21 protein-coding genes and 1 tRNA gene are annotated in these 24,104 nt (G+C 64.2%); 18 read left to right on the forward strand and 4 right to left on the reverse strand.

Features of this window, described 5'->3' with window-relative positions; translation table 11 throughout:
* The 13 genes from ruvB to LQD11_RS10240 all read left to right on the forward strand — a co-directional run bounded on the left by ruvB (position 1) and on the right by LQD11_RS10240 (position 10,593).
* Positions 1 to 1,083 (forward strand): Holliday junction branch migration DNA helicase RuvB, encoded by a 1,083-nt coding sequence (ruvB, locus tag LQD11_RS10180; protein WP_238617442.1) that lies wholly within the window; start codon positions 1 to 3, stop codon positions 1,081 to 1,083.
* A 36-nt stretch (positions 1,084 to 1,119) separates the two neighbouring features.
* Positions 1,120 to 1,551, forward strand: a complete 432-nt coding sequence (gene ybgC, locus LQD11_RS10185; RefSeq protein WP_238617489.1) for a tol-pal system-associated acyl-CoA thioesterase — start codon at positions 1,120 to 1,122, stop codon at positions 1,549 to 1,551.
* On the forward strand, positions 1,548 to 2,249 hold the full coding sequence (gene tolQ, locus LQD11_RS10190; RefSeq protein ID WP_008931035.1) for a protein TolQ: 702 nt from the start codon (positions 1,548 to 1,550) through the stop codon (positions 2,247 to 2,249). The genes ybgC and tolQ overlap by 4 nt, the downstream gene beginning before the upstream one ends.
* Positions 2,250 to 2,295: 46 nt before the next feature.
* Positions 2,296 to 2,751 (forward strand): protein TolR, encoded by a 456-nt coding sequence (tolR, locus tag LQD11_RS10195; protein WP_238617443.1) that lies wholly within the window; start codon positions 2,296 to 2,298, stop codon positions 2,749 to 2,751.
* A 4-nt stretch (positions 2,752 to 2,755) separates the two neighbouring features.
* The gene (tolA, locus tag LQD11_RS10200; protein ID WP_238617444.1) at positions 2,756 to 3,754 is read left to right on the forward strand and encodes a cell envelope integrity protein TolA; all 999 of its coding nucleotides are present in this window, start codon (positions 2,756 to 2,758) and stop codon (positions 3,752 to 3,754) included.
* A gap of 22 nt (positions 3,755 to 3,776) precedes the next feature.
* Positions 3,777 to 5,069, forward strand: coding sequence for a Tol-Pal system beta propeller repeat protein TolB (tolB, locus tag LQD11_RS10205; protein WP_238617445.1), 1,293 nt, complete (start codon positions 3,777 to 3,779; stop codon positions 5,067 to 5,069).
* An 85-nt stretch (positions 5,070 to 5,154) separates the two neighbouring features.
* Positions 5,155 to 5,733: a peptidoglycan-associated lipoprotein Pal gene (gene pal / locus LQD11_RS10210; protein WP_008931039.1), complete on the forward strand. Its 579-nt coding sequence runs from the start codon at positions 5,155 to 5,157 to the stop codon at positions 5,731 to 5,733.
* An 8-nt stretch (positions 5,734 to 5,741) separates the two neighbouring features.
* Positions 5,742 to 6,578, forward strand: coding sequence for a tol-pal system protein YbgF (ybgF, locus tag LQD11_RS10215; protein WP_238617446.1), 837 nt, complete (start codon positions 5,742 to 5,744; stop codon positions 6,576 to 6,578).
* Entirely contained in the window at positions 6,575 to 7,225 is a 651-nt protein-coding gene (gene queE, locus LQD11_RS10220) for a 7-carboxy-7-deazaguanine synthase QueE (RefSeq protein WP_238617447.1), read from the forward strand. The genes ybgF and queE overlap by 4 nt, the downstream gene beginning before the upstream one ends.
* Before the next feature lie 150 nt (positions 7,226 to 7,375).
* Entirely contained in the window at positions 7,376 to 8,047 is a 672-nt protein-coding gene (gene queC, locus LQD11_RS10225; protein WP_238617448.1) for a 7-cyano-7-deazaguanine synthase QueC, read from the forward strand.
* Between the two features lie 213 nt (positions 8,048 to 8,260).
* Positions 8,261 to 9,529 carry a YeeE/YedE family protein gene (locus LQD11_RS10230; RefSeq protein ID WP_238617449.1) on the forward strand — a complete coding sequence of 423 codons (1,269 nt, stop codon included), beginning with the start codon at positions 8,261 to 8,263 and terminating at the stop codon, positions 9,527 to 9,529.
* Positions 9,530 to 9,688: 159 nt separating this feature from the next.
* Positions 9,689 to 9,764, forward strand: a tRNA-Lys gene (locus LQD11_RS10235).
* A gap of 238 nt (positions 9,765 to 10,002) precedes the next feature.
* A complete protein-coding gene (locus tag LQD11_RS10240; protein ID WP_238617450.1) occupies positions 10,003 to 10,593 on the forward strand; it encodes an NADPH-dependent FMN reductase in 591 nt (196 codons plus the stop codon).
* Here LQD11_RS10240 and LQD11_RS10245 read toward each other — a convergent pair.
* Positions 10,580 to 11,380, reverse strand: coding sequence for an inositol monophosphatase family protein (locus tag LQD11_RS10245; RefSeq protein WP_238617451.1), 801 nt, complete (start codon positions 11,378 to 11,380; stop codon positions 10,580 to 10,582). The genes LQD11_RS10240 and LQD11_RS10245 overlap by 14 nt on opposite strands.
* A 133-nt stretch (positions 11,381 to 11,513) precedes the next feature.
* Between LQD11_RS10245 and LQD11_RS10250 the strand changes: the two genes are divergently transcribed.
* Genes LQD11_RS10250 through ybaK form a run of 3 tightly spaced genes read left to right on the forward strand, consistent with a single transcriptional unit; the run spans position 11,514 to position 13,738 of the window.
* Positions 11,514 to 12,476 carry an ATP-binding cassette domain-containing protein gene (locus tag LQD11_RS10250; protein ID WP_238617452.1) on the forward strand — a complete coding sequence of 321 codons (963 nt, stop codon included), beginning with the start codon at positions 11,514 to 11,516 and terminating at the stop codon, positions 12,474 to 12,476.
* A complete protein-coding gene (locus tag LQD11_RS10255) occupies positions 12,476 to 13,252 on the forward strand; it encodes an ABC transporter permease (RefSeq protein WP_008931049.1) in 777 nt (258 codons plus the stop codon). Before LQD11_RS10250 ends, LQD11_RS10255 begins: the two co-directional genes overlap by 1 nt.
* Positions 13,253 to 13,270: 18 nt before the next feature.
* Positions 13,271 to 13,738 carry a Cys-tRNA(Pro) deacylase gene (gene ybaK / locus LQD11_RS10260; protein ID WP_200174841.1) on the forward strand — a complete coding sequence of 156 codons (468 nt, stop codon included), beginning with the start codon at positions 13,271 to 13,273 and terminating at the stop codon, positions 13,736 to 13,738.
* Between the two features lie 79 nt (positions 13,739 to 13,817).
* Here the strand turns inward: ybaK and LQD11_RS10265 are convergent, their stop codons facing one another.
* Positions 13,818 to 14,468: a PAS domain-containing protein gene (locus LQD11_RS10265; RefSeq protein ID WP_238617453.1), complete on the reverse strand. Its 651-nt coding sequence runs from the start codon at positions 14,466 to 14,468 to the stop codon at positions 13,818 to 13,820.
* A gap of 436 nt (positions 14,469 to 14,904) precedes the next feature.
* Positions 14,905 to 16,794 (reverse strand): AMP-dependent synthetase/ligase, encoded by a 1,890-nt coding sequence (locus tag LQD11_RS10270; protein WP_238617454.1) that lies wholly within the window; start codon positions 16,792 to 16,794, stop codon positions 14,905 to 14,907.
* A gap of 311 nt (positions 16,795 to 17,105) precedes the next feature.
* On the opposite strand from LQD11_RS10270, the gene LQD11_RS10275 reads away from it, so the two are divergent.
* Positions 17,106 to 20,963 (forward strand): EAL domain-containing protein, encoded by a 3,858-nt coding sequence (locus LQD11_RS10275; protein ID WP_238617455.1) that lies wholly within the window; start codon positions 17,106 to 17,108, stop codon positions 20,961 to 20,963.
* A gap of 30 nt (positions 20,964 to 20,993) precedes the next feature.
* On the opposite strand, the gene LQD11_RS10280 is transcribed toward LQD11_RS10275, so the two are convergent.
* Positions 20,994 to 22,382, reverse strand: coding sequence for a pyridoxal phosphate-dependent decarboxylase family protein (locus LQD11_RS10280; RefSeq protein ID WP_238617456.1), 1,389 nt, complete (start codon positions 22,380 to 22,382; stop codon positions 20,994 to 20,996).
* Positions 22,383 to 22,443: 61 nt separating this feature from the next.
* On the opposite strand from LQD11_RS10280, the gene LQD11_RS10285 reads away from it, so the two are divergent.
* On the forward strand, positions 22,444 to 24,096 hold the full coding sequence (locus tag LQD11_RS10285) for an alpha/beta hydrolase (protein ID WP_008931053.1): 1,653 nt from the start codon (positions 22,444 to 22,446) through the stop codon (positions 24,094 to 24,096).
* Positions 24,097 to 24,104 lie beyond the last annotated feature (8 nt).

The following is a 24,104-nucleotide window of genomic DNA, read 5'->3' on the forward strand; positions in this document are numbered from 1 at the left end:
ATGTCCGAGCGCATCATCAGTGCCGACACCACCCCCGACGATGAAGCCCTGGAACGCTCCATCCGTCCCCAGCGTCTGGCGGACTACGTGGGGCAGCCGGTGGCCCGGGAGCAGATGGAGATCTTCATCTCCGCCGCCCGTGCCCGCGGCGAGGCCCTGGACCATGTGCTGATCTTCGGTCCGCCGGGGCTGGGCAAGACCACGCTGTCCCATATCATCGCCCAGGAACTGGGGGTGAACATGCGCCAGACCTCCGGCCCGGTGCTGGAGCGTCCGGGGGACCTGGCGGCCCTGCTCACCAATCTGGAACCCCATGACGTGCTGTTCGTGGACGAGATCCACCGGCTCTCCCCCGTGGTGGAGGAGGTGCTGTACCCGGCCCTGGAAGATTTCCAGCTGGACATCGTCATCGGTGAAGGCCCGGCGGCGCGCTCCATCAAGCTGGACCTGCCCCCGTTCACCTTGGTGGGCGCCACCACCCGCGCCGGCCTGCTCACTTCGCCCCTGCGGGACCGGTTCGGTATCGTCCAGCGCCTGGAGTTCTATTCCACCGAAGACCTGGCCCACATCGTGCGTCGTTCCGCCCGCATCCTGAGGGCTGAGCTGGATGGAGAGGGGGCCGTGGAGATCGCCCGGCGTGCCCGTGGTACCCCCCGAATTGCCAATCGTCTGCTGCGGCGCGTCAGGGACTATGCGCAGATCAAGGCTAATGGCATTATCAGCGCCCAAGTGGCGGATCGTGCCCTGAACCTGCTGGACGTGGACGCCCATGGCTTTGATGCCCAGGACCGGCGGCTGTTGCTGTCGGTGATCGAGAAATTCGACGGCGGCCCGGTGGGGCTGGACAGCCTGGCGGCAGCCCTGGGAGAGGAGCGGGGGACGATCGAGGACGTGATCGAGCCCTATCTGATCCAGCAGGGCTTCCTCATGCGCACCACCCGCGGCCGCATGGCCACCAGTCACGCCTATCGGCACTTTGGTTTGCGAGTGCCCACGGCCCTGGAGGCCCGGGTCGCCCAGCCGGATCTGTTTGCGCCCGCCTCCACCGGGGCGGACCCAAACCCTGAAACCCCCAAACTGTGACCGATCTCCGTGTCTGACACCACCCCATCCCCCACCATGAGCCCCGTTTTTATCTGGCCCGTCCGTGTCTATTACGAAGACACCGATGCCGGTGGCGTGGTGTTCTATGCCAACTACCTCAAGTACATGGAGCGTGCCCGTACCGAATGGCTGCGTCATCTGGGGATCGGCCAGGAACGGCTGCGCCGGGAGCAGGGGGTGATCTTCGCCGTGCGTGCCGCCTCCCTGGAGTATCTGCGCCCGGCGGTACTCGACGACTTGCTGCATGTCACCGCCCGGGTGACGGATCGGCGTCGGGCCAGCCTGGTAATCGAGCACGAAATCCGGCGCCATGACGGGGCCGGCACACCGGAACTGTTGAACCGCGGCGAGGTCAAGATAGCCTGTCTTGATGCCGGGAAATTTACGCCTCGCCCCATCCCCGCCCTGATCGTGGACGCCATGACCGCCGGAGACTCTGAGCAGTGAGTGTCGACCTTTCCCTGTACCGCCTGATTCTGGACGCCAGCCTCATCGTCCAGTTGGTGATGCTGATCCTGGTGCTGGCCTCGGTGTTCTCGTGGATGATCATCGTCCTCAAGTGGCGGGTGCTGCGGGAGGCCCGCCGGGTGGCGGACGAGTTCGAGGAGCGTTTCTGGTCCGGCGTGGATTTGACCCACCTGTATGACGGCATCCGGCGCAAGACGGAGGTCTCCGGGTTGGAGCACGTGTTTGCCGCCGGATTCAAGGAATTCCTGCGGGGGCGCAAGCAGCTGCGCGATCCCGCCGCCGGCGTGCTGGTGACCGGCGGCACCGAGCGATCCATGCGGGTGGCCATCTCCCGGGAAGGCGATGAGCTGGAGTCCTACCTGAACGCCCTGGCCACGGTGGGTTCCACCAGCCCCTATATCGGCCTGTTCGGCACGGTATGGGGCATCATGCACGCCTTCATGGGGCTTTCCGGTGCCCAGCAGGCAACCCTGGCCATGGTCGCCCCCGGCATTGCCGAGGCCCTGATCGCCACCGCCCTGGGCCTGTTTGCCGCCATCCCGGCGGTGATTGCCTACAACAGTTTCTCCTCGGACATCGATCGTCTGGTGGCCCGTTACGACAACTTCGCCGAGGAATTGGCCACCCTGCTGCAGCGTCAGGTGGGTGGTCGCGACCGGGACGAGGTGGAAGCATGAGCGTGCCATCCCCGAGTTCGGTGTACGTGATCAGCTGGGGGCCGCCATGGCGGTAACTTCCCGTCGCGCGGGACGGCGTCGCTCCATGTCCCAGATCAACGTGGTGCCCTTCATCGACGTGATGTTGGTGCTGCTGATCATCTTCATGGTCACCGCGCCCCTGCTGCAGCAGGGCGTGGAGGTGGACCTGCCGGAGGCTGACGCCCAGCCGCTGCAGGACGAGAAGAGTCAGCGGGAGGCTATCGTGGTCACCGTCACCCGCGACGGACAGCTGAGCCTCAACCAAGGCCCCCAGGTGGGGGTCTCCCTGGACCGGGATGTGTTGCGGGAGATCGTGGCCGATCTGTTGTCCCAGCATCCGGGCACCCAGGTTTATGTGCGGGGAGACCGTTTCGTGGACTACGGCCGGGTGGTGGACGCCATGGTCAGTGTCCAGTCCGCCGGTGCCCAGCGGGTGGGACTGATCACCGATCCGCCCGATCTCTCGGCCAGGGACCGCTGATGTCATGTGGTGGTTGCTGCGCCGTCATTATGGTTTGTTCGGGGGCATCCTCGGCATCCATCTTCTGCTGTTCGTGTTGCTGGGGCTGAACATTCATTTCAAGTCCCGTGACGAGGCCGGGGCCACGCAGGTCCATCCGGAGGCCGTCGTGGAGGTCATCGAGGCCGTGGCGGTGGATGGTCGCACCTTCGACCGCATCGAACAGCGGCAACGGGAAACCGAGCAGCGTGCCCGGGCAGAGGCGGAACGCCAGCGCCAGGAGGCCCTGCGGCGGGAACAGGAAGAACGGCAACGCCAGGCGGAAGCCGAGCGTCGGCGCCAAGAGCAGGCCCGGCAGGCGGAAGAGCAGCGCCGCGCCGAGGAGCAGCGGCGGGCTGAAGAGGCGCGTCGCCAGGAAGAAGCCCGACGGCAGGAAGCGGAACGTCAGCGTCGTGCCGAGGAACAGCGCAAGGCGGAAGAGCAGCGCCGTGCCGAGGAGCAACGCAAGGCGGAAGAACAGCGCCGTGCCGAGGAACAACGCAAGGCGGAAGAGCAGCGCCGTGCCGAGGAACAACGCAAGGCGGAAGAACAGCGTCGCGCCGAGGAACAGCGCAGGGCCGAAGAGGCACGTCAGCAACGGCTGGCGGAAGAGCGCGCCGCCGAGGAGCGTCGTCGTCAGGAGGCCGCGGCCGCCGAACAGCGCCGTCTGCAGGCGGAAGAGACCGCCCGGCGCCAGGCCGCCATCCGGCAGGACCAGCAGAATGCCTATGTGGCCGCCATCCGCAGTGCCGTGGAAAGCCGCTGGCATCGCTCGGCCGGTCATCAGTCCGGTTACCGGGCCGTGGTCTACATTCGCCAGGCGCCGGGTGGGTACCTGCACGAGGTCCGGGTGGAACAATGCACGGGTGACCGGGCCTTCTGCGACTCCGTGGAGCGAGCGGTGCGCCTGGCCGAGCCTCTGCCCAGTCCGCCCAGTCCCGATGTCTTTGCCCGCGAGATCCGATTCACCTTCGAGCCCGCCTGAACGGGGCCATGAGATACCGGTCATGATTCAGATCCGACACGTCATCCTTCTGCTGTTGCTCGGCCTGCCTCTGGTGGGGCAGGCGGCCCTCGAGATCCGCATCACCCAGGGCGTGGAGGGGGCCATGCCCATCGCCGTGGTGCCCTTCGGCTGGCAGGGCGAGGCCCAGGCCCCCGAGGACCTGGCCGCCATCATCGGCGCCAATCTCCACCGTAGCGGCCGCTTTGCCCCGGTGGAGCGGCAGACCATGCCCCAACGGCCCACCCGTGCCGATGAACTGGACTTCCCGGCCTGGCGCGGCCAGGGCAGTAATTACGTGGTCATCGGTCGCCTGCAGCCCACCGGTGCAGACCGTTTTGCCGTTCAGTTCCAGCTCTTCGACGTGGCCGGCGGGCGTCAGCTGACCGGCTACAGCATCCCGGTGGAACGGGCCGACCTGCGTCGGGCCGCCCACATGATCAGCGACATCATCTTCGAGCGCCTGACCGGTGAGCGTGGCGCGTTCGATACCCGGGTGGCCTATGTGAGCGTCACGGGACAGGGCAGTGAGCGTCGCTTTGCCCTCCAGGTGGCCGACGCGGACGGCCATCATCCTCGTACCATCTTCCGGTCCGCCCAGCCCATCCTGTCGCCGGCCTGGTCGCCGGACGGTCGCCGGATTGCCTATGTGTCCTTTGAGAACGGCCGTTCCGAGGTCTTCGTGCAGAACGTGGACGGCGGTGACCGCACCCGCCTGGCCGCCTTCGAGGGCATCAACAGTGCCCCGTCCTGGTCGCCGGACGGCCGACGTCTGGCGCTGACCCTGTCCAGGGACGGAGCGCCGGACGTCTATGTGATGAACCTCGCCGACCGCTCGGTCAGCCGGGTCACCCAGAGTCGATCCATCGACACCGAACCGGCCTGGATGCCCGATGGCCGCTCCCTGGTCTTCACCTCGGACCGGGCCGGCCAGCCCCAGCTCTATGAAGTGCCGGTCACCGGCGGTCAGCCCCGGCGCCTGAGCTTTGAAGGCCGCTACAACGGCGGCGCCAGCATTTCCCCGGACGGACGCCGGGTGGCCATGGTGCATGGCGTCGGTGGCGGTTTTCGCATCGCCATCCTGGACCGCCAGACCCGTCAGTTTCGGGTGCTGACCGATGGCCGTGCCGACGAAGCCCCGAGTTTTGCCCCCAACGGCAGCATGATCATCTACGCCACTTCCGAGCGTGGCCGGGGTGTCCTTGCCGCGGTCAGTGCGGATGGCCGGGTCCATCAGCGCCTGGTGTTGCAGGAAGGTGAGGTGCGTGAACCCGCCTGGTCGCCGTTCCGGGAGTGAGTCGAGTCAGACCTGATGTTGCAGTACTCCTTGATCCCCAGGGATCAAGGCCCATAACCCAAACGATACCCCGAGGATCACCTCAATGCGCAGTTCCCATGTCATTAGCCGTTCCCTGCTGTTCGTCCTGATGGCCATCGTTCTCCTGACCCTGGGCGCCTGTGCCTCGGTGGACAAGACCGCGACCACCGACCCGGTGTTGGTGGGTGACGTTTACGACGATGGTCGCATCCAGGGCGACCGTCACTCGGGGGTCGAAACCAGCCCCCTGGGTCGTGATGGTCGCCTGACGGCCGATGCCCTGTCCGACCCCTCCAGCCCCCTGTCCCAGCGGGTGATCTATTTTGAATTCGACCGTGACGACGTCCGCGCCGATTTTGTGGACGTGGTGGCGGCTCACGGCGCCTACCTGGCCCGTCACCCCCAGGCCCGCATCCGTCTGGAAGGTCATACCGACGAGCGTGGTACCCGTGAATACAACCTGGGTCTGGGTGAGCGTCGCGCCCAGTCCGTGCGCCGCATGATGCTGTTGCAGGGGGCTTCCAGTGACCAGATCCAGGTGATCAGCTATGGTGAAGAGATGCCCGCCGCCATGGGCAGCAACGAACAGGCCTGGCAGCAGAACCGCCGGGTGGAATTGATCTATGAGGGCCACCGTAGATGAAGATAACGATGACCGCTGTTCTGGTCGCAACGGCGCTGCTTGCAGCGCCGTTTTCCTCCGTTCACGCCCAGAGCCGTGCCCAGGCCGCGGCTCTGGAGGAGCGCATGCAGCAGCTTGACGCCCGTCTGGAGCGTCTGGAACGGCTGCTGGAAAGCGAGGCCCTGGTGGAGCTGATGCGCAGGGTGGACGGGATGGACCGAGATGTCAGGGAGCTTCGGGGCGAATCCGAAACCCTGCGTCATGAGTTGGAAGGGCTGCGGACCCGTCAACGGGATCTGTATCTGGACGTGGATGGACGCCTGGAAAACCTGGAGCGGGGTGGGGCTTCCGCACCGACACCCACCTCCGGGGCGACGCCCGCCACATTACCGGATGGGTCTGCCGCTGCCGTGACTCCGGAGGCTGGCGATAGCGCGGCCTTCGGCGAAGTGATCGTCGGCGTCGACAGCGATCCCGCGTCGGAGCAGGCGGTTTATCAAGCCGCCTTCGAACTGCTCAGACAAGGTCGGTATGAGCCGTCGATCACCGCCTTTCGCGGTTTTCTGGAGCGTTTCCCCAATGGCAGCCTGGCATCCAATGCCCAGTACTGGATCGCCGAGGCCTATTATGTGACCCGTGACTTTCCCCGCGCCCTGACGGAGTTCAAACGGGTGAACGAGCGTTATCCGGGCAGCAACAAGCAGGCAGACGCCCTGCTAAAGCAGGGTTTCACCCACTATGAGCTGGAGCAATGGGCTGAGGCCCGGCGGGCACTTACCCAGGTCCGGGATCAGAACCCCAACAGTTCGGTGGCCCGGCTGGCGGAACAGCGGTTGCGGCGCATGAACGAGGAAGGGCGTCCGTGACCGCGTCGGGTCGATTGCGCATCACCGAAATCTTTCTCTCCCTGCAGGGGGAGTCCCGCAGCGTGGGTTGGCCCACGGTCTTCGTGCGCCTGACCGGCTGCCCCCTGCGCTGCGGCTATTGCGATACCGCCTATGCCTTCACCGGCGGCGCCTGGATGACCCTGACGCAGATCCTGGAGCAGGTGGCGGGTTACGGCGTGCGCCATGTCTGCGTGACCGGAGGCGAACCCCTGGCCCAGCCGGACTGCCTGCCCCTGCTCACTGCCCTGTGTGATGCCGGGTACGAGGTCTCCCTGGAGACCAGCGGTGCGCTGGATCTTGCCCTGGTGGACCCCCGGGTCATCAAGGTCATGGACCTCAAGACCCCGGCCTCCGGAGAGTCCGGGCGCAACCGCTGGGAGAATTTGCAGTGCCTTGGCCCGGCGGACCAGGTCAAGTTTGTCCTCTGCGACCGTGCCGACTATGAGTGGGCACGGGACAGTCTCCAGGCCCACGACCTGGCAGCCCGGGCGGAGATCCTGTTCTCCCCCGTCCACGGTCGCCTGTCGCCCCGTGAACTGGCCGAATGGATCCTGGCGGACCGCCTGCCGGTCCGTTTCCAGATCCAGTTCCATAAATGGTTGTGGGATGATGCCAGGGGGCGCTGAAGCTCCCCGGAATCCGACATCCCCGATAATGAACACCGTCATTCCCGGTAAGTCGCTTCGTCATTCCCGATAAGTAGCCTCGTTATTTCCGATAAGTAACTTCGTCATTCCCGCGAAAGCGGGAATCCAGAATTTCGGAGAAAACCACCCATGAAAAACGCAGTCGTCCTGCTCTCCGGCGGCATGGACTCCGCCACCGTCCTGGCCCTGGCCAGGGCCGAGGGCTTTGCCTGCCACTGCCTCAGCTTCCGCTACGGCCAGCGCCACGGCGCCGAACTGGCGGCGGCAGTGGAACTGGCCCACTCCCTGGGCGCAACGGATCACCGGGTGGTGGATCTGAACCTGGGCCTGTTCGGTGGCTCCGCCCTCACGGATGAAACCATCCAGGTCCCGGACCAGCTCTCCGACGGCATCCCCGTCACCTATGTCCCGGCCCGCAACACCGTGTTTCTCGCCGTGGCCCTGGCCTGGGCGGAGGTACTCAAGGCCCGGGATCTGTTCATCGGCGTCAACGCGGTGGATTATTCCGGCTACCCGGACTGTCGCCCCGAGTTCATCCAGGCCTTCGAGACCATGGCCAACCTGGCCACCAAGGCCGGCGTGGAAGGGGATCGCATCCGCATCCGCACGCCTCTCATCGACCTGAGCAAGGCCGAGATCATCCGCCGGGGCGTGGTCGCCGGCGTGGACTTCTCCCGTACGGTTTCCTGCTACAGCGCCGACGCCGAGGGACGCGCCTGCGGCACCTGCGATGCCTGCCGCCTGCGGGCCAAGGGCTTCGCCGACGCCGGCATCCCCGATGTCACCCGCTACCGCGCCTGAAATCCGACGGCCTCCATACCAGGAAAACTGATCCGGACATACAAAACTCTGAATGTCCCGGTCAGCGGCCTGTTGCACAATGACGCCGACATGACCCAAAGAATCAAGTCGGCCGTCCGATTCGGAACAAGACCGACCCGTCGCCAAAGGCAAGCCTGGCCACCGGGCTGACAGCCGGACCGGGGCAGCACACCCGGCCCCAGGAGGAGATCCATGCTGTTCGAGAGCTTTCCCGCCGCCGCCGCCGCCGTACTGGCCTCCATCTTCGTCCTCGCCTTCATCCTCGGCGCGGTGGCCAACAAGACGAATTTCTGCACCATGGGCGCCGTCTCCGACTGGGTGAACATGGGAGACACCGGGCGCATGAAATCCTGGTTTCTGGCCATGACCGTCGCCATGCTGGGGGTCATCCTGTTCGAGGCCTTCGGACTCATCAGCGCGGATGGAGCCTTCCCTCCCTACCGCTCATCCCAGCTGGCCTGGGTGGAGCACCTGCTGGGCGGTCTGATGTTCGGCATCGGCATGACCCTGGCCAGCGGTTGCGGCAACAAGACCTTGGTGCGTATCGGTGGCGGCAACATCAAGTCCATCATGGTGTTGATGATCATCGCCCTGATCGCCTACTTCATGATCAACCCCTTCCCGGGCACCGCCCACACCCTATATTCACTGCTGTTCTATCCCTGGACCAATCCCATGAGCATCGGTCTGTGGTCCCAGCAGGACCTGGGCTCCTTGGTGGCCGGCAATGAGCATGGCGCCGTGGCACGGCTCGTCATCGGGCTGGTGATCGGCGCCGCCGCCCTGTTCCTGATCTTCCGCAAGGCGGATTTCCGGGGCAGTTTCGATCACATCCTGGGCGGTCTCGTGGTGGGCCTGGTGGTGGTGGGGGCCTGGTATGTCACCAGCACGGTCCAGATCGACGACGGCATGGACGGTCGGCACGGTCTCCAGGCCTATGTCCAGGACTGGGACTTCCTGGCCGATGACCCGGACGGCCGTCCCGGCGAGGCGGCCCCCTGGGCCACCCAGTCCTTCACCTTCATCAACCCCATGGGGCAGACCCTGCGCTATGTGGGGAGCGGTTTCGACACCAGTCTTTTATACATCGGTGTCATCGCCCTCGTGGGTGTGATCGTGGGTTCCTTCTTCTGGGCCATGGTCTCCGGCGCCTTCCGGGTGGAATGGTTCGCCTCGGCGAGGGATTTCTTCAACCACCTCATCGGCGCCGTCCTGATGGCCTTTGGCGGCGTCCTGGCCATGGGTTGCACCATCGGTCAGGGTGTCACCGGCATCTCCACCCTGGCCCTGGGTGGTTTTCTCACCTTTGGCGCCATCGTCCTGGGCGCGGCCATGACCATGAAGATCCAGTACTACAAGATGCTCTACGAGGACGAAGCCACCTTCTTCAAGGCTTTCGTCACCGGCCTGGTGGATCTGCGCCTGCTGCCCGCCCGGCTCAGAAAGCTGGAGGCCATGTAGCTGTTGTCCGAATGCACCCTTCTCCCCCGAGGGAGAAGGGCCGGGGATGCGGGGGGCGCTTCACCGTGGAAAAAATACTTGCACTCCCTGAAAAATCCAGTAAGATACCTGCCCTTTCCAGGGGTAACCAACATATCCCCGGATATCGCTTCCCTTTGTGGGTCGTTAGCTCAGCTGGTAGAGCAGTGGACTTTTAATCCATTGGTCGTAGGTTCGAATCCTACACGACCCACCATTCAAATCAGTCGCTTACGCGACTCGCCCGCTCCCGATCATCCCCGCCTCATGGCGCTGGGCTCCCCTGGGGAACCCAAGCGGGACAATCCCGCCAAGTGGAATCTCCGCCTCTGTTTCCAGCCAATCGGGCAAGCGTGGATTGTCCTGCCCCTTTGATTTGTATCTGGCGCGTTATAGTGTAGAAATCGTCCTTGAACCATCCGCTCGAACTGGATGCGCCATAACGGAGGATTTCCATGCTCAAGCCACGTCTGCTTGCCCTGTCCGGCAGTGCCCGCCGGGACTCCCTGAACCGTAAGGTGCTGGCCGTGATGGCGCGCGGCGCCGAGGCGGCGGGGGCCGAGGTCCGGGTGGTGAGTCTGGGCGATTATCCCTTGCCCCTCTATGACGGCGACCTGGAAGACTCCCAAGGGTTGCCCGACAATGCCGCCCGGCTGCAGCAGCTGTTCGCCAGTCATGATGGCCTGCTGTTGGCCTCTCCCGAGTACAACGGCTTCTTCACCCCTCTGCTCAAGAATGCCCTGGACTGGGTGTCCCGCCCCTTGCCGGATGGCTCCGGTCGGCCGGGGACGGTCCATGTGCGGGGTAAGCCCGCCGGCATCACTGCGGCATCTCCGGGCGGTCTGGGTGGTATCCGTTCCCTGCAGCATACCCGTCAGTATCTGGCCAACCTCGGGTTTCTCGTGGTCCCCGAGCAGATGGGGGTGAGTCAGGCGGACAAGGCATTCACCGACGCCGGTGAGCTCGGGGACGAGGGCGTTCGCAAGGCGGTGGAAGGGGTGGGGGCCGCGGTGGCCCGTCTGGCCATGGCCGTCAGGGGGGACTGACCAGGCTCAGCCAGGCTTGCCATTCCCGCATCAGATCGGGGCTTGCCGCGCACACCGCGGAGCGGGGGCGCAGGTCCAATGTGTCGGATGCCGGTCCCGTCAGGGTGGCAAGGCAGCCGCCGGCCTCGCTGAGGATGAGCTGTCCGGCGGCGTAGTCCCACAGGTTCTGTCGGCCGTGGACGTAGACCGCAAAGCGTCCCGCGGCCACCCAGCACCAATCCAGGGCGATGGAGCCGATGGAGCGCTGGGAGGCGTAGGGCGGGGTATTGGCCAGCCGGGTGGCCAGTGCCTTGGGCAGGCGCTTGAAATCCACGCCGGCCAGGGCTTCTCGCAAGGGCGGCGTGTCGTCGGGGGCCAGTTTCAGGGGGGTGCCGTTGAGTTGTGCGCCGGCGCCTCGTTGGGCGGAAAAGGTTTCATTGCGGCAGGGGTCATGGACCACGCCGAAGACCGGTTGGCCGTGCTTCAGCAGGGCCAGGCTGGTGGCATAGGCCGGCAGGCCCATTCTGAAGTTGCTGGTGCCATCCAGCGGATCCAGTACCCAGACCGGGCGATCCTCGGCCAGGGCCGCCTGCTGGTGCTCCGGGGACATCTCCTCCCCCAGGAATCCGGTCTCGGGGTAGTGCCGTTCCAGCCAGGACTGCAGGCCGTGCTGAATGTCCAGGTCCACCTGGGTCACCCAGGAGCCGTCACGCTTGCGGGTGGCGGCGCGGGTTCGTTCCGCCAGGGTCAGGCCGACCTGGTCGCGTACGGCCTGGATGATGGATTCAGGGTCAATGGTCAGTGGCATGTCGGTCGGGTATCTCCCGGAGCGGTCGGCCTGGGCCTGCCGGCTCCCGTGATGAACGCAGGCGTCAGTGTAGCCCAGACAGATGGATGGGCTGTTAAGATAATGCCAGTTCCAATCCCGGGAGTGGGTCCGGATGCCCGCCGCCATCCAGATTGCCGATCTCAGCAAGCGTTTCGGTGCCACCCAGGCCCTGGCCGGTGTGGATCTGTGCGTACCGGAAGGTACGGTCCTCGGGCTGCTTGGTCCCAATGGCGCCGGCAAGACCACCCTGGTGCGCATCCTTGCCACCCTTTTGCAGGCCGATGCCGGCGAAGCCAGGGTAGGGGGCTTTGACGTGCGCACCCAGGCCCATCAGGTTCGGGAACTCATCGGTCTCACCGGGCAGTATGCCTCGGTGGACGAGAAACTCACCGGCCGGGAAAACCTCATCCTTATTGCCCGTCTGCTGGGCTTCTCCCGCGCCGATGCCCGTGACCGCACCCGGAGTCTGCTGGAACAGTTCCATCTGCTGGACGCCGCCCATCGGGCCGCCAAGACCTATTCCGGCGGCATGCGCCGGCGCCTGGACCTGGCTGCCAGTCTGGTGGGACGTCCCCGTATCCTGTTCCTGGACGAGCCCACCACCGGCCTGGACCCCCGTGCCCGTCTGGATCTTTGGCAACTGGTGCGCGGGCTGGTGGGCGAGGGGACCACGGTACTGCTCACCACCCAGTATCTGGATGAAGCGGATGCCCTTGCCAATGAAATCGCCATTATCGATCAGGGCCGGGTGATCGCCTCGGGCACCGCTCAATCCCTCAAGGCCCGGGTGGGGCACAGAAACCTGGAAGTGGTGGTGCGGGAGCGGGACGACATTGCCAGGGTGGCGGCATGGGTGAGCCGGATCACCGGTCGTCCGGCGGATATCAAGGGCCAGCGGGTCAGCGCGCCCGCCGCCGATCCGGAGCACTTGCCCGCCCTGGTGCGTGCCCTGGACGAGGCCGGCGTCCCGGTGGATGAACTGGCCCTGCGGGGTGCCAGCCTGGATGATGTGTTCCTTTCCCTCACCGGTCGTCGTGCCGGACCGGGCCCGGACGACGCAGAGGAGTCCGCCTGATGCGTGCCTTGCAGCAATGTCTGACTCTGGCCTGGCGCAGTCTGGTTCAGGTACGCCACAACCCCTGGGAACTGGGTGACTATTCCATTCAGCCCATCCTGTTCCTGGTGCTGTTCCTGTTCGTGTTCGGCGGCGCGGTGGCTGGTTCCACCGAGGATTACCTGTCCTTCATCCTGCCCGGCGTCATCGTGATGAACCTGGTATTCGTCACCGTCTATGTGGGCCACGGCCTCAATTCCGACCTGACCAAGGGCGTCTTCGATCGTCTGCGGGCCCTGCCCATCCCCCGCTGGGCACCCTTGGCGGGACGCATCCTGGCAGACATGGTCAAGCAGGTGCTGTGCATCCTGCTGCTGCTGGGCGTGGGCTTCCTGCTGGGGTTTCGCATGGAGGCGCCCTGGTGGGGATTGCCGGTGATGATCGTATTGCTGCTGGCCTTCGCCCTGTCCTTTTCCTGGGTGATGGTGTTGGTGGGTGTCATGTCCCGGGATCCGGAACATGTCCAGCTGTTCGGATTCACGGCCTTGTTTCCGGTCACCTTCGTCAGCAACGCCTTCGTGCCCCTTGAGACGCTGCCGTCGTGGTTGCAGACCCTGGTGGCCCTCAACCCGGTGACCATGCTGGTGGACAGTTGCCGGGGCCTGCTCTCCGGCGGCCCGGTACTCGGCCCCGCCCTGGGCGCCCTGGTCTGGGCCGCGATCATTACCGCCATCTTTGCCCCTTTGTCGGTGCGTGCCCTCAACCGGCGTCTGATGGGGCAGGGTGGGGCGGCCTGAGCCCGAGGGGAACGGTCCATGACACCGGGTGTCCAGCAGGTGAAAAAGGCGGGAGTCGTCCATACGGTCCATGCCTATGACCACGATCCGTCCAGCGACGCCTATGGCAAGGAGGCGGCTCAAAAGCTGGGCCTGCCGGAGGATCGGGTCTTCAAGACCCTGGTGGTGAGCCTGGACGGTAACGCACTGGCCGTGGCTGTGGTACCCGTCGCCTCCATGCTCAGCATGAAAGGCATCGCCCGCGCCGCCGGGGCCAGGAAGGCCGCCATGGCGGACAAGACCCTGGTGGAGCGTACCACCGGCTATGTCCTGGGAGGTGTCAGTCCCTTGGGGCAAAGAAAACGCCTGACAACCTATATCGACGACTCGGCCCAGGGCTTTCCCACAATGTTCGTGAGCGCCGGTCGTAGGGGGCTGCAGATCGAGTTGTCTCCCCTGGACCTGGCCCGGCTGACCCAGGCCCGGTTTGTCCCTTTGTGTCAGTAGCTGTTGCCGGTCAGAATCCCGCGGTCCCGGAAAACGAACCCCTGGCCTGTCGAGGTCCCCGCCGTCGCGGAATGGCTGTTCATGCGGTTGCCTTGAGGGTCCGCTGTCTCTTTTCTTGACTTTTGCGCCGGGATTTCTGGGGAATGCCCATCGCCTTGATTCGTGAGGCCAGGGTGGTGGCCGGAATGCCCAGCAGCTGTGCCGCGCCACCTCGGCCAAACACCTTTCCGTGACAGGCCTCCAGGGCCGCGATGATGTTTTGCCGGTCCCGTTCCCGGCGCTCTGCTTCCGTGAGTACGGGATGGGTCTTCTCCGCTTCCCCTGTGGCCCCGATGAGTTTCCCGTCAGATTCGGGCGTTTCACCCAGGGCCACCAGCAGCAGTTTCCGCTTTTGCACCGTCACGGCGCGAATGGAGCAATTCACTTCAAGCAGCACGCCATCGACCCGTCCGATCTCCAATGCTTGCGTCCCTGCCTGGTCTTCAGCCAGGGCTTCCCCCGCCATTCGGTCCAACTGTCCAGACTGGCCGGGGGCCCAGTGTGTCGGCTTCATGCCCACGATGCCCTGAATCGGCCGGCCCAGCAGGGCGCAGGCCCCATGGCTGGCATCCAGCACCCGCATGTCATCGGGTTCCAGCAACAGCATGGCCGCCGGGCTTGCGGTAAACAGCGCACGGTAGGCCGCATCGTCCGGATATCCCTGATCCGCCGGATTTTCCGGATTGGACATGATCATCCCTGGTGCGGCATTGCCAATCGTGTGCGTCAGCCTGTCTTCTGATACGGGTTGTTGCTGGTAAATGCTGCTTTTTGTGTGGTTATTCATTGTGTTACGGACTCATTGTCTGATCGGGTCGCCACGGCTCCGGAGTTCCGAACACGGGAAAAGAGGCCGGAAAAGGCTGGAGCGGCTATCGGGATTGCACTGATTCCGTGCGTATCAAGGGCACTTGGGCCTGCAAATACTGGAGATACGATTCTTTCAGCACGATGTGTGCCAAGGGCGTCATTTGCCGGGGCGGGATGGGCCCAGGCGAAAAAGGGCCTGAATGGGGGGAATGCCGATTTTGCGGCGTGATCAGACGGCCGAGGGAGGCGCCTGAACAGGTCACCCCCGCTTGGGCGGGGGGATGGTAGGGGGAGTGGATCCGGTGCGCGGCAGGCCGTTACTTGAGCTGGCGGTTGATGATGTCGCTGTATTTTCTTTCGATCACGTGGCGCTTTTTCTTGAAGGTGCTGGTGATTTCCTCTCCCGGAGTGAACTCCTTGTCCAGGAAGTAGATGCTGTGCAGCTTCTCGTGGGGCCTGAAGCCCTTGCGGGGGTGGAGCAGCTTGTTCATCTCGCCACGGAGGCGATCCAGCAGATGCTTGTCCTTGAGGGCCTCGTCGGCTTCTCCCACGATCTGGTTGTACTTCTCCTGGACAAACTCTCGCAGCTTCTCCATGTCGGGCACGATGAGGGCGCCCAGCCCCTTCTTGTCCTGTCCCACCAGCACGGCGTCCTTGACGAAGGGGAACATGGACAGGGTGGCCTCGATGTTGGTCGGGTCCACGTTCTCGCCGCTGGCGAGGACGATGATGTCCTTGGCCCGTCCGGTGATGACCAGTTCTCCGGTCAGGGTCATGCGCCCCAGATCACCGGTGCGCAGGAAGCCGTCGGGGGTGAAGGCCTGCGCATTGGCGATGTCGTTGTCGTAATAGCCCTTGAATACCTGGGCGCCCCGCACCTGGATTTCCCCTTCGGTGCCGGGGGGGAGCGGTTGATCGGTGGCGTCCACGATGCGCAGTTCCGTTTCGCCCACGGCCGGACCCAGGGTGCCGAATACATCACATTCCAGGCCGCGACCGGCAATGCCCGGTGAACACTCGGTCATGCCGTAGGCATTGATGATGCGGATGCCGATGGCGTCGATCCATTCGTCCAGATAGGGCGGCAGGCTGCCGCCGCCGCTGATGGCGGCTTTGAGGCGGCCGCCGAACTTCTCCTGGACCAGGCGGAATTTCTTGCGTGCCACAAGGTTGGGCAGGAACAGCAGGGCGTTGGTCAGGGCCGCCCGGCTCTTGTCCCCGGCCTGCCGCAGGACCGGGGGTTTGGTGAACACCGGCAACTGATTGTTCAGAATGCGCTGATTGCGCCGGTAGGTGGCGGAGACCCGGACCAGCAGATTGAAGATCCGGGCCTTTTTCGGGTCCTTTTTCTTCAGTTCGGTGGTGATGCGGGTGTACAGGGCTTCCCACACCCTGGGTACGGTGGCCACCAGGGTGGGCCGGTAGGTCTCCAGGTCCTGGGCAAAGGTCCGGATCGAGGAATAGACCAGGCAACTGCCGCGGGCGATGCCGATGTATTCGGCGGTCCGTTCGAAGATGTGCCAGGAGGGCAGGATCGACACCCAGACATCCGTCTCGTTGAGCGCGATGAGTGGGGGCAGGGTGCGGATGTTGTGCATGATGTTGCTGTGGGTGAGCATGACCCCTTTGGGCGTGCCGGTGGTGCCCGAGGTATAGATGATGGTCAGCAGATCTTCCGGCTGGATGTGCTCCGCCAGTCCCTTGAACCATTCGATCTCCCGGGGCTCAATAGTGCGATTCGCCAGGATCTCGGTATAGGACACCACCTTGTGGAACCAGGTGTTCTTTTCCGCCCCCACCATCACGAACACGCCCCGGGGCTTGAGGCTGTGCAGCAGGTCCTGGTGGGCTTCGTAGACCGCGTCCGTTTCCACGATCACGAATTCGGCGCCGGAGTGGTTGATGATGTACTCGATCTCGCCGGCCGGTGTATCGCAGCCGCGGGGCACGCTCACCGCGCCCAGGGCCTGCAGTGCCATGTCGGTGACGATCCAGGCGTAGCGGTTGTCGGACAGCAGGAAGACCTTGTCGCCCCGGCGGATCTTGCCGGCCTTGAAGGCCCGTGCCAGCAGCAGCACATCCTCGAAGAATTTTTCGTAGGTGACCCGGAATTCTTCCTCGCCCACCCGGTAGATGAAGGCCAGGCGATCGTTGAAGTGTTCACAGCTGTCGAGGAAGGTGTGAAACAGGGTGGGTGCGTGCGGCATGGATGGGTTCACTTTTGGCATGGATTCCCAAGCGGCGCGGACGCGGAGGATGCGGCGTCGCGGCCGGTCGGACACGTTGGGCAAAGGGGCAATCTATGCCACGGACCTCAATAAAAACAATGATGCAGGCCATTCAATGACCGGATACGTCCGTATTCCCTGGGTGCCGGTGGACATGTCGCATCCCCATACCGCCGCGGCCCTTGTCAAGGTATGCTGGGCACTCCGCGGCAGACGCTGATGCGATGCCCGAAACCTGGGCTGCTGACATGTTGCTCAAAGGCTGGGTGGTTCAACCAAGACTCGCACTCATGACGCTGGCCGTTGGTGTCATGCTTTCAGTATTCGCCGCCGATCAGGTACGTCGAGCCACCGAGCGGGATACCATCGCCGCTTTTGCCTTCACCAGTGATCAGCTGACCATCAAGGTTCAGGAGCGCCTCAATGCCTATGCCCTGGTCCTGCGCGGCGGGGCTGGGCTGTTCGAGTCCTCCGAGGAAGTCACCCGCGAGGAGTGGCAGTCCTTCATTCGGAAACTGCATGTATCCGACACCATTTCGGAAGAACAGCATTTCGGGTTTGCGCCCTTGATCCTCCCGGAAGGGCTGGAAGCGCATGAGGCCGAACTGCGGGAAAGATTTCCGAATTACACCGTTCACCCCCGGTGGGCCGGAGAGGCCCATGCCCCCGTGTTGTATCTGGAACCCTTACGTGCCCATGATCTGCGGATCCTTGGCATGGACATGCTGGTGGATCAGGGCATGCGGGACGCCCTGTTGCGGGCTCGTGACAGCGGTCTTTCCACCCTGAGCGGCAAGGTCGGCGCGTTGCGGGAGAACATCGACACCGCCCAGGCAACGATCCTCATGGCGATGCCGGTCTACCTGCAGGGCGTGCCGGTCGACTCGGTGACGCAGCGTCGCGACGCCCTGGTGGGCTGGACGTTCAGTCCATTTCCCATGAATGACTGGATGGGGCGTGTGCTTCAGAACTGGGAGCGGCTTAGCGGACGAAATGTCAGCCTGCGCCTCTATGACGGCCTGGAGCCGGGCTCCCGGGATTTATTGTTCAGCAGTCATGAGCCGGCTGTCGATCCATCGTCCCGGTGGCAACAACGGCGTTCCATCCACTTCAATGACCGTGACTGGCTGCTGATGTTTGATGAGCCTGATCCGGGGGTCGGCCTCTACTACGGGGCCGCGTGGACAACCCTGGCCGGCGGTCTTGGTCTTACCGGCCTGCTGTCGGCGCTGATCCTGTCCATCGCCTCCACCCGCACTCGCGCCATTCGCTTGGCGGCCCGGCTCACCGAGGAGATCAAGGCGAGGGAAGCGCAACTTGAGGAAAGTGAGTTCCGCTGGCGTTTTGCCATCGAAGGTTCCGGGGCCGGGCTGTGGGACTGGACCCTGGATGATGATTCGGTGTTCTACTCGGAGCGCTGGAAGCACATCCTTGATTTCAGCGGGGAAGAGATCGGCACATCCGTGGATGAGTGGCAAAGCCGCCTGCACCCGGATGACAGATCCCGGGTCATGGCGGCCCTGCAAGCTTGCCTGAACGGCGAAACCGGCGTTTACAGTGATGAGCACCGGATGCAGTGCAGGGATGGGGGCTGGAAATGGGTGATGTCGCGAGGCGTCGTGGTCAGCCGTGCCCCGGACGGTCGCCCCTTGCGCATGATCGGAACCAGCACGGACATTTCCCGGCGCAAGGCCCTGGAAGCGGCCCGTGAGACACTGCTGGATCAGTTCCAGACCATCGCCGCCCGTGTTCCTGGCCTGGTGTTCGAATTCAGGCTGTATCCGGATGGGCATGTCTCTTTTCCCTATGTGAGCGAGGGTATTCGCCAGCTATATGGGCTGGCTCCCGAGGTGGTGAGGGAACATGCCGTGTCGGCGCTCAGGGCTGTCCATTCCCAGGACCGCCGGAGGTTCATTGCCTCGATCGTTCGGTCGGCCAGGAACCTGTCTCCCTGGCAGCATGAGTATCGGTCACAGCTCCGGGATGGCTCCATTCGCTGGCTGTTTGGTGATGCGCTTCCCCATCGCGCCGAAGGCGGGGCTGTAACCTGGTATGGCGTCATCACCGATATCACGGAACGCAAGGAGTCCGAACTGGAGCTGCGCCGCGCCTATGCGGAGAATCGTCGTTTCCGCGAGGCCCTGGATCATGTTTCGTCATATATCTACATGAAGGACACGCATTGCCGCTACACCTATGCCAACCGGGCCACCCTGAGACTGTTCAACTGCTCCACCGAGGCACTGACGGGGGCCGAAGACAGTGATTTTCTTCCTCCCGCCTCGGTGCATCGCCTGCGGCAGATCGATCGGCGGGTATTGCGAGGCGAGCAGACCCGCGAGGAAGTGGAGCTGGTGGACAGCCAAGGTCGCAACAGGACTTATCTGGAGATCAAGACTCCGATTCATGATGAAACGGAAGCGAGGGAGATTATCGGTCTGTTGGGCATCTCCACCGACATCACCGCGCTCAAGGAACATGAAATGCAGTTGGAACGCATCGCTCACTATGATGCGTTGACCCATCTGCCCAACCGGGTGCTGCTGGCCGATCGACTGTACCAGGCCATGAGTCAGGCCCAGCGGCGTGGTCTGCACATTGCGGTGGTGTACCTGGACCTGGATGGTTTCAAGGCCATCAATGACCGGTACGGTCATTCGATGGGAGATCGGTTTCTGATGGCGCTGGCCGGTCGCATGAAGGAATCCTTGCGTGACGGCGACACCCTCTCGCGCCTGGGGGGAGACGAGTTCGTGGCGGTGCTGCTCGACCTGCCGGCCCCGGAGGCCGGTACCCCCCTGCTGCTGCGTCTGCTGGATGCCGCGTCCCGCAGCGTCCGCATTGATGGCCATGTGCTTCAGGTGTCGGCCAGCCTGGGCGTGGCCTTCTACCCTCAGGCAGAGCCCATTGAGGCCGATCAGCTGTTGCGTCAGGCGGACCAGGCCATGTACCAGGCCAAACTGGCCGGCAAGAATCGTTTTCACCGGTTTGATGCGGATCTGGATCGTAGCCTGCGTACACGGCACGAAAGCATCGAGCGTATTCGCGCAGCCTTGGAAGCCGAAGAGTTTGTCCTGCACTATCAGCCCAAGGTCAACCTGCGCACCGGTGAGATCATTGGTGCCGAGGCACTGATTCGCTGGCGGCATCCGGAACGGGGCCTGTTGCCTCCCGCCCATTTTCTGCCCGAGATCGAGGATCACTCGCTGGGTATTGCAGTGGGTGAGTGGGTGATCAAAACCGCCCTGGGACAGGCTGCCTTGTGGCGGGCCGAGGGTTTCAGGATACCGGTGAGTGTCAACATCGGTGCCAGGCAGCTGCGTCAGAATGACTTTCCTTCCCGTCTCAAGGGTTTGCTGGCCAGGCAGCCCGAGGTGTCGCCGGATTTTCTGGAGCTGGAGGTGCTGGAAACCAGTGCCCTGGGTGATCTGGTCCAGGTCTCGCGTCTGCTGGAAGAATGTCGGGCCATCGGGGTCAATGTCGCCCTGGATGATTTCGGCACCGGCTACTCGTCGCTGACGTACCTCAAGCGGTTGCCGGCGGGGGTGGTCAAGGTGGACCAGAGCTTTGTGCGGGATATCCTGGAGGACCCGGATGATCTGGCCATCCTGGACGGGGTGCTGGGGTTGGCAAGTGCGTTCGGGCGTCAGGTGATCGCGGAAGGGGTGGAGACCCCCAGCCATGGCGACATGCTGCTGCGGATCGGCTGTGAGCTGGGCCAGGGTTACGGTATTGCCAGGCCGATGCCCGCGGAATCCCTGCGGGACTGGATACGGCACTGGCAGCCCAGCCCCCGCTGGGCGCAACTACGGCGACTGAACCGTGAATATCTGCCGCTGCTGTATACCCAGGTGGAACATCGTGCCTGGATTCAGGAGTTGGCGGACGCCCTCAGGGCGGGTAGTCGTGATCTGCCCAAGCTGATTCATGATCCTGCTGTTTTCAGTCGCTGGATGGATGAGTCCGGCTTTCAGCCATGCCCGGGCTTTGAGACCGTGGACCGCCTGCATCGTCAGGTGCATCAGTCGGCAGGGGTGCTGTATGAATTGCATGCACGGGGAGACATCCAGGCGGCCTGTCATCGCCTGGATGAGCTCATCGAGCTGAGGGATGCCCTGTCCAAGGCCCTGGATGACTATCTGGGTTGAGTCGTTTGCTTTGTTCCGGATGTTTTGGTTTTAACCGGACAGCAGATCCCTGACCACCTGGTACACCGTCATGACGTCTTCCCGGGTGCAGTCGAACTGCCCGACCTGTACCCGGATGACGAAGCGGTCCCGGTGTCGGGTCTGGGTGAGGTAGACTTGGCCATGGTCATTGATGCGGGTGAGCAGGGCCTCGGTGGCGGCGTCACCGTCCTTGAGGGCGAAGCTGAACAGGGACAGGGCCGTAGGGGTGATGATCTCCACGTCCGGCAGCGAGGCCATGGCGGTGGCCAGTGCTTCCGACCAGGCAATGTGGTTGCGGATGCGTCGGCGCAGGCCTTCCAGACCATAGGCGCGCAGGGTGAACCAGATCTTCAGGGCCCGGAAGCGCCGCCCCAGGGGGACCGTCCACTCGTTATAGTTGGTGATCTCCGACTGCCCCAGGGTTTCCAGGTAATCGGGTCGCAGGCCCAGGGTGCGGACCTGGGGGACGGGATCGGCCAGGAACTGGATGGAGCAGTCCATCTGCATGCCGAGCCATTTATGAGGATTGAAGACGATGCTGTCGGCGCCGTCGATGCCTGCCCAGAGGTGACGAAACTCCGGGCAGATCATGGCTGATCCCGCCCAGGCGGCATCCACATGGGTAGTCAGACCGTGGGTCTTGGCCACCGTGATGGCATCCTGTAGCCGGTCGCTGGCACCGATGCCGGTAGCCCCCACGCAGAGGATGACGCCGGCCGGTCGATGGCCGGCGGCCAGATCGGCCCGAATGGCGCTATCCAGGGCCGCGGTGTCCATGGCGTGGTGCGCGTCGGTGGGGATCTTGACCAGATTGTCCTGACCGATGCCGGCGATGCGGACCGCCTTGTCGATGGACGAGTGGACCTGGGTGGAGGCATAGAGGCGCAGGCGGGGCTGCGCCGCGAGTCCCGCCGAGTTGCCCTTCCAGGCCAGGGCCTTTTCCCGCATGGTGAGTATGGCCGAGAGGGTGGCGATGGTGGCGGTATCATGGATGGTGCCGGTGAAGTGAGGGGCCAGCCCCAGGGCATCGCGCAGCCAGCCGATCATCACGGTTTCCATTTCCGTGGCGGCGGGGGAGGTCTGCCAGAGCATGGCCTGGGCGGCCATGCCGTTGGCCAACTGTTCGGCCAGCATGGAGGCCGGCGCGGCGTTGCCGGGGAAGTAGGCGAAGAAGCGGGGATGCTGCCAGTGGGTCATGCCCTCGGGTACGATCCGGGTGAAATCCTCGAAGATCGTCTCCAGGGGGTCGGGCTGTTCCGGCGCGGTCTCGGGCAGACGGGCGGCAATGTCGCCGGGCCGTGTCTGTGCCCGCACCGGTCGGTCGCGCAGGCTGTTATGGTATTCATGGGTCCAGTCGGCGGCGCGCTTGGACCATTGGCGCAGGTCGTCGTGATTCATCGGGGCTCCGGGGCCTTGTGCGGGGGATTCTAACAAGGATATTCCAGAGTAAAGGATATTTATGGCTAAGCATAAAATCCGTGATTTCATCCTGGATCTGGCCCGGGGGTTTTCCGTCGTCGGGCTGCTGGTGGGTACCCTGTTCTTTGCCTTTTCCCTGACCCCCAGTCTGGTGCCCCGACCCTTCGGCATCCAGGGACTGATCTCCGGGCTGTCCTTTACCGCTGGTTATGCCGTGGGCTTCTTCTTTCGCTGGCTGTGGATCTATGTGGAACTGCCGGTACCCCGGCGCCGTAACGAGTTGATCCTGAAGTCACTGGCGGCTTTGGCCTGCGCGGTGGTCGTGGTCACTTTCCTGTGGCAGGCCACCGAGTGGCAGAACACCTTGCGCGGGATCATGGGCATGGAACCCATCGGCGGCATGCCCACCGTGGCCATCGGTCTGATGACCCTGCTGATATTCACCGCGCTGCTGGTGGTGGCGCGCTTGTTCAAGTACACCTTTTTCTTCCTCTCCAGCCGGTTGCAGCGCTTCGTCCCCGCCCATGTCTCCCATGTGGTGGGGGTGCTGGTCGCGGCCATGCTGTTCTGGTCCCTGATCGATGGGGTGATCTTCTCCCTGGCCCTGCGGGCGGCGGACAACTCCTATCAGCAGGTGGATGCCCTGATCCAGGACGATCTGGCCCGTCCCGAGGACCCCCTCAAGACCGGCAGCAGTGCTTCCCTGATCCCCTGGGCGGAACTGGGTCGCCAGGGGCGCAACTTCATCTCCTCGGGGCCTTCCGCCGCCGAGATCGCGGACTTTACCGGTGCCCCGGCCCTGGAGCCGATTCGGGTCTACGTGGGGCTGAATGCGGCGGACACGGCCCATGAGCGGGCCAGGCTGGCCCTGGAGGAGCTCAAGCGGGTGGGCGGGTTTGAGCGTTCCGTCTTGCTGCTGGTAACACCCACGGGTACGGGGTGGGTGGACCCGGCGGCCCAGGATACGGTGGAATATCTGCATCGGGGAGATATCGCCACGGTGACGGCCCAGTATTCCTACCTGCCCAGCGCCCTGTCCCTGATCGTGGAGGGGGAGTACGGGGCCGAGATGGCGCGGGCCCTGTTCGAAAAGGTGTATGGCTACTGGACAGGGTTGCCCCGAGATGCCCGGCCCGCCCTGTATCTCCACGGCCTGAGCCTGGGGGCGCTCAATTCCGACCGCTCCTTCGATGTCTACGACATCATTCAGGACCCCTTCCATGGCGCCCTCTGGAGCGGTCCCCCGTTTCGTAGCGAGACCTGGCGCAAGGCCACTCAGGAGAGGGACCCGGATTCCCCGGCCTGGTTGCCCCGGTTCCGGGATGGCGCGGTGGTGCGTTTCATGAACCAGACCGGGGGACTGAACGACGGGGCGGGTCCCTGGGGAACGTTCCGCATTGCCTATCTCCAGTATGCCAGCGACCCGGTCACCTTCTTCGACACCCATGCCTTCTTCCGGGAACCGGAGTGGATGCTGCCGCCCCGGGGACCGGATGTATCGCCGGATCTGCGCTGGTATCCCATTGTCACCATGCTGCAACTGGCGGCGGACATGGCGGTGGGTTCCACGCCCCCCGGGTACGGCCACACCTTCGCGGCCGAGCACTATATCGATGCCTGGCACGCGCTGACGGAACCCGAGGGCTGGTCGGCCGAGGATCTGGAACGCCTGAAGGCCCTGTTCTCCCGCTGAGGCAGAGG

It is taken from the genome of Ectothiorhodospira shaposhnikovii (genome assembly GCF_022227765.1).
Lineage (GTDB): Bacteria > Pseudomonadota > Gammaproteobacteria > Ectothiorhodospirales > Ectothiorhodospiraceae > Ectothiorhodospira.